Raw genomic sequence first — 5591 nt, 5'->3', positions numbered from 1 at the left:
AGCGCTCCGGCGAACTCGGCTCAGGCAATGCCGGCCGGATCTCCGCCGGCCGGCCCATGCGGCCCTCGTCATGCGGCAGGCTCGCCAGCAGGGCGCCGTCGCTGCGTTCCAGCGCGACGCGAATGCCGGCGCCGGCGGCCGGCGCGAACAGCCCGGCGACGAGCGGGACAGGCACTTCCGCCACGGCATGCCGCGGCTCGCCCCCCGGCATGCGGATGATGCGGGTGAAGAAGAGCGCCCATTCGCCGGTCACCGGGTTGAGCGCCGGCCCGGCGATGACCATGGCGCCGCGACGCGGTCCCGCCGCCAGCGTGCCGGGCGGCACCGGCAGCGACCGGCCCAGCGAGGCCGGCTGCGCCGAGGCCCAGACCCACCCGTCGCTCCGCACCAGCAGCAGGTCGCGGAAATTCAGGTTCTGGAAGCCAAGGTTGCGCAGCAGGCGCGAGGCGGCGCCGGCATCCAGCGCAGCCGGGCCGTCGAGCAGTGCCGGCAGCCCGATCAGCGTACCGTCCACCTGCAGGAAGAACCGGTTCACCGCGCTTTCCGCCACCGCCGCGGCCCGCTGCACCATCGCCTCCGCCTCCGCCTCCGCGGTGCGGTGGGCGCGCTGCACCAGCAGCGCGCTGCCTGCCAGGATCAGCAGGACCAGCGCGCTGGCCCCCAGCAGGATCATCCGGGCGAGCAGGTGCAGCGGCATCGCTCAGCGGACCTCGGTCACAACTCCGACCGCAGCGGCCATGTAGCGGTTCCATTGGGCGGCGCACTGCAGGCCGCAGCGTTCCAGCCACCGTGGAATAATGGTCTCGTTCAGCAAGCGCATGCGACGTGTCTCGTCCTGACTGCCAAGCGGTTCGACGCCACGCACTGGGCGGTCCCCGGCACAGGCCCCCGACCGGATCCCGCAAGCCTGCCCTACAGCGGACTCCCGTTCCGCCTCCTCCCAGATTTCCCGTTCCAACATGCGGACGCCACCCTGCACCTGTGCGCGGAGATCTTCGGGCAGGCTTTGCCAAGCGGTTTGATTGGCGGCAAAGACACCAAGACCCCAGCTGACGCCCACCCGGCCGATATGCGGCGCCCTGGTCGGAAGGCCGATGGTTTGGCCGGCAATGGCTGAAGTGATAGCGCAGGTGACCACGTCGTCGCGCAGCGCCGGCATGATCTCGGCGAAGGGGATCACCACCGGAATCCCGCCGAGTGCTTTGACGAGTTCAGCTTGTCCAACCGAGGAGGTACGGACTCGTCGTCCGGCAATCTCAAGACCTTGGAACGGCTCGCGGCAGAACAGGACCTGCGCAGGATGCGCGTAGACTGCAAGGGGCTCCAGGCCGAAGCGGTCCCGGAGTACCGCTTCCATCCACGGCCGCCAAGCGTCCACGGTGCGGCGCAGGGCGTTGACATCGGGACTGAGCAGCGGCAGGTCGACCGCATTCAGCTCCGGCTCTTCGGCCGCCGCAATGCTGAGTATGACGGTGGCATACGACAGAACACCGGCACTCAGCAGCCGCAGCACCTCCTGACCGGCGATGCCGCTCCGGTCAAAGGGCTGTATGCGGGCACGCAGTCGGCCACGGGTGATCTCCGGCAGTCGCTCGGTCCAGAACGGCTTTTCGAGCCGCTCGTACTGGCTGATCCCGCCGAGACCGCCGATGACGTCAAGCTCGCCGGCCTGCTCCTCGGCCGCTGCCACGCCGCCAGCAAGCAGCGCAGCTGCCAAGCAGACGCCGGCCGCGACGCGCAGGCGCTGCCACCAGGAGCGCCTGGTCGGCGGGCGGGTGGGGTTGGCTGTGGCAAGCATCGCGGCCGCTCTGACCTAGGTGGCATCGTCATGCCTATCCTAGTCGTTGCGTCGCCGCCGGTAGTCCAGGAACGTGCCTCTTTCCTGCCAGCGATGGTACGATGAAGGTCCCCTTCGCTCACGATGAGCGTGGTGCTTGCGGCGTTGTCGAGAAAGCTGCCGAGCTGATGGAGGGCTGCGTCAGCGCACAAGACAACCCGGTCGCTCGGCCTCGACTGCGGGTGAAGCACGGTTGTGCTACGCTTCGACTAGCAAGACAGAGTTGCTGTCTGCAGTGCATGATGAGGTGGCCGGATGCGTGAGGTGGTCGTAGTAGGCGATCGGCCTTGGCTTGCCGAACAGGTATCCTTGAGCTTCGGCACAACCCGCCGTGCGCAGAAACTCTGATTGCTGCTCAGTTTCTACACCTTCGGCAACGACGGGCAAGCTCAGGGCTTTTGCGAGGCCCAGCACGCCATGAACGATTGCCGCGGCTTCCCGGTTGACCTCGAGGTCCCGCACAAAGGATCGGTCGATCTTGAGGCGGTTAAAGGGAAAGGCGCGTAGCGTTGCGAGCGAGGAGTAGCCAGTCCCGAAATCGTCCATCGCCACGCTGACACCCATCGCACGAAGGCGGTTCAGCACCTCCAGCATCCGTGCTGGGTCACGGCTGAGCATGCTCTCGGTCACCTCGATCTCGAGTCGGGAGGCATCCAGCCCCGTCGCGGCCAAGGTCCGGCTCACCAGCCCGACGAAGTCGCCTTGTTGGAACTGTGCGGTCGAGACGTTGACCGAGATCCGCATTGGCTCGTGCCATCTACTTGCCTCGCGGCAGGCTTCTTCAAGAACCCAAGCCCCGATGGGGACAATTGCGCCGCTCGCCTCCGCGACGGGGATGAACACGTCGGGCCGAACGGAACCTCTCCCGGGCAGCGACCACCGTAGCAGCGCCTCGAAACCATGCACGCGGCCAGTGACCATATCCACCTGTGGCTGATACTCGAGCGAGAGCTGGCCCCGTACCAGAGCAAACCGGAGTTCCTGTTCCAGCGCACATCGGTCCTGCGATGCATGATCCATCTCGGCGCGGAAAAACGCAAAGGCGTTCCGGCCCTCGCCCTTGACGCGGTACATGGCGAGGTCCGCATTTGCCAAAAGTGATTCGCAGGTCGCGCCATCCTCTGGGAATACGGCAATCCCGATGGAAGCAGACACCACGGCCTGCCGACCATGCTCAAGGTCAAGCGGCTCCGAAAGCAGGACGTTCAATCGCGCGGCCAAGCTCTCGGCATCCTGCGGTCGCTCCATGCTAGTCTGGATAATGATGAACTCATCACCGCCGAGCCGGGCCACCGTATCAGTAGCCCGAATCGCACCACTCAGACGCCGTGCAAGCTCACGCAGGAGCGCATCGCCGGCCGAATGCCCGAACGAGTCATTCACCGCCTTGAACCGGTCAAGATCGATCCAAAGCAACGCGATGGACTGGCCGTTGTGCCGAGCAAGTGCCATCGCCTGCTGCAGGCGCTCATGTAGCAGCGCGCGATTGGGAAGGCCGGTGAGCGGATCGTGGTGTGCCAAGTAGCCGATACGCTCGGCTGCGACGGCTCGCTCAGCGTCGGCCTGTTGTTGCGCCTCTCGTGCCTGCAGGGTTCCACGTCGCAGGGCATCCAGAGCGGTAGCGATCTCGCCCACCTCGTCCGCTCGGTCGACACCCTCGACCGAGCGCTCGAGATTGCCCGCCGCGACGCGCCCGGTCGCGTTCGTCAGCTTGCGGAGGGGACGCAGCACCTGACGGACGAGGAAAAGGCCGATGCACAGGCAGCACGCCAGCGACCCGAAGACGAGCGCGATCACGACGGTCTGGGTTGTGGTCGCATGCGCCATGGCGCTGCGCCGCGCCCGCTCTGCGGTTAACATGATGGCGGCGACGGCACGTGCGATGTCCTGCTGCTGACCGTCGCGCCGAGCTTCGAGTAGATCCTCGCGCAGCAGTTCCGCATGACCCTCGGCGGTGCTGCCGGGGAGCCGGAGGTCTGTCTGCCTGACCCAGTCTCGCGTGCCCAGCAGAAGCGGCGCGAATTCCGCTTCCGTCGCCAGACTTTGCTGCAAGGCGCGCATGAGCGTGTCGGCCTCGGCGCGAAAGCGCTTGGCGGCCGCCTGAGCCGAATCGAGATCGGCTGAACGCCTGCTCTCATGAGCGGCGCGGTCGGCCCGCTCGAAGCTGAGCTGTGCCTCGGCAATTGCATTGATGCTGGAGATCACGACGCCCTGCGTGCCCAACACCCAGTTCAGGTTTGTCTGCCCGAGGAGGGCCGCGCCTGCCTGGACGACGCCCAGCAGCCCGAGCACGCCGATGCCGGCGATCAGGGAGGCGCGTATGGTCATGACCCTGGCCTTCCGGGCGATCGACATCAGCGTGGAAGCGAGGGGACTGCGACGTCCCGCGGTAGCGCGGTCAAAGTTCCGAGGAAGGCAAGCAGCTCGGCCCGCTCGATCTCGGTCAGGCGGAACGGCCGAATGAGGGGGGAGCGGCTCGGCCGCTCTACACCACCCGTCTCGTAGAAGCGCACGATGCTCTCAAGTGTTGGCAGTGAACCATTGTGCATATAGGGTGCCCGACGGCCCACATCGCGCAGACCTGGCGTTTTGAACGCAAATGGCGCACGCGGATCCTGCGTGTCAAACCGCGCGCGCCCAACGTCTTGCGTTGGAAGGCCAGTGTCATGGAACTGCCCGTCGGTGAAGTTCCAGCCCGTATGGCACGCCGCGCACCCAGCTGGTCCGACGAAGATGTCCAGGCCACGCCGCTCCGCGGGTGAGAGCACACCATCATCGCCCGCGACCCACCGGTCGAAGACCGTCAAGCCGCTGACTAGCCCACGCTCAAACGTGGCGATGGCGCGGGTGATCGTATCGAGCGACAGCGGCTCGCCTGGATAGGCTATCTCGAACAGCCGCCGATAGCCTGGGATTGCAGCAAGTTTGCCGGGCAGGGCTTCGATCTGCATGTTCATCTCGATCTTATTGCCCAGCGGGCCCAGCGCCTGGATCTCGAGCGTCGGCGCGCGTCCGTCCCAAAAGAAGGCGCTGCTCCAGGCCAAGTTGAGAATGCTAGGTGAGCGTCGGGTCAGCGTCACCATCGCATGGCCGCGTCCGATCGCCTGGCCATCGCCCCAGCCAAAGGCCGGGTTGTGGCATGACCCGCAGGACAGCAGGTTAGAGCCCGACAGACGCGGGTCAAAGAACAGCGTCCTCCCAAGCAGTTCGCGCTCGGCTGTGAAGCGGTTATTGGCTGGATAAGGTACCGCCGTCGGACGCGCAAAGGCAGTCCGGAGCGCGTCGTCGCTTGTGGGCTGCGCGATGGCGGGCGTCAGCGTCGCCACGATGATGACAAGGATGGAAAGCAGGCAACGCATCCGAATGCCCTCGAGGCGCCATATCGTGTGTTACCGACTTCTCCTTGATATCATGACCGTGCATCAAAATGCGTCGAACTGGTGCCTCCTTCGAGCTGCGGAGGGAGGAGGTCCTACCGGTCGGCCAGCCACTCCTGCAGCTTGGACCAGCGCCGCCGTCCCGTCACGCCGCGCACCGCGATGGCCACCGCCCGCGGCTGGCCGACCAGCACCACCAGCCGCTTGCCGCGGGTGACGCCGGTGTAGAGCAGGTTCCGCTGCAGCATGACGTAGTGTGTAGCTGCTGGCCCAATCCTCCCCGGAAGTGCTGGCTGAAAATTCCCCAGTCCAGCGCGACTGCCCGCGCCCGGGGGCGAGCCCCCGGGCGCGGGTGGCGCCGGCCATGCCCCAGGATG

Annotated in this window: 4 protein-coding genes and 1 pseudogene; all 5 read right to left on the bottom strand. The window is 66.4% G+C overall.

Annotated features, from left to right (window positions below; genetic code table 11):
- Window positions 1-697, bottom strand: a 697-nt coding sequence (locus E2C05_RS28140; protein WP_133222957.1) for a cache domain-containing protein, incomplete at its 3' end; no start/stop codon positions are given.
- Window positions 698-700: 3 nt separating this feature from the next.
- Window positions 701-1798, bottom strand: a complete 1098-nt coding sequence (gene dctP, locus E2C05_RS28135) for a TRAP transporter substrate-binding protein DctP (protein WP_133222956.1) — start codon at window positions 1796-1798, stop codon at window positions 701-703.
- Window positions 1799-2035: 237 nt separating this feature from the next.
- Complete coding sequence (locus E2C05_RS28130) at window positions 2036-4165, bottom strand: putative bifunctional diguanylate cyclase/phosphodiesterase (RefSeq protein ID WP_158292419.1); 2130 nt, start codon at window positions 4163-4165, stop codon at window positions 2036-2038.
- Between the two features lie 26 nt (window positions 4166-4191).
- Window positions 4192-5196 carry a cytochrome-c peroxidase gene (locus E2C05_RS28125; RefSeq protein ID WP_133222954.1) on the bottom strand — a complete coding sequence of 335 codons (1005 nt, stop codon included), beginning with the start codon at window positions 5194-5196 and terminating at the stop codon, window positions 4192-4194.
- Window positions 5197-5309: 113 nt separating this feature from the next.
- Window positions 5310-5477 (bottom strand): annotated as a pseudogene (locus E2C05_RS34900) (ATP-binding domain-containing protein); the annotation flags it as partial.
- Window positions 5478-5591 lie beyond the last annotated feature (114 nt).

This window comes from Paracraurococcus ruber, from assembly GCF_004353985.1.
Classification (GTDB): Bacteria; Pseudomonadota; Alphaproteobacteria; order Acetobacterales; family Acetobacteraceae; genus Paracraurococcus; species Paracraurococcus ruber.
Note: the sequence above shows the minus strand (reverse complement) of the source record. Positions and strands in the feature narration are given on the sequence as shown.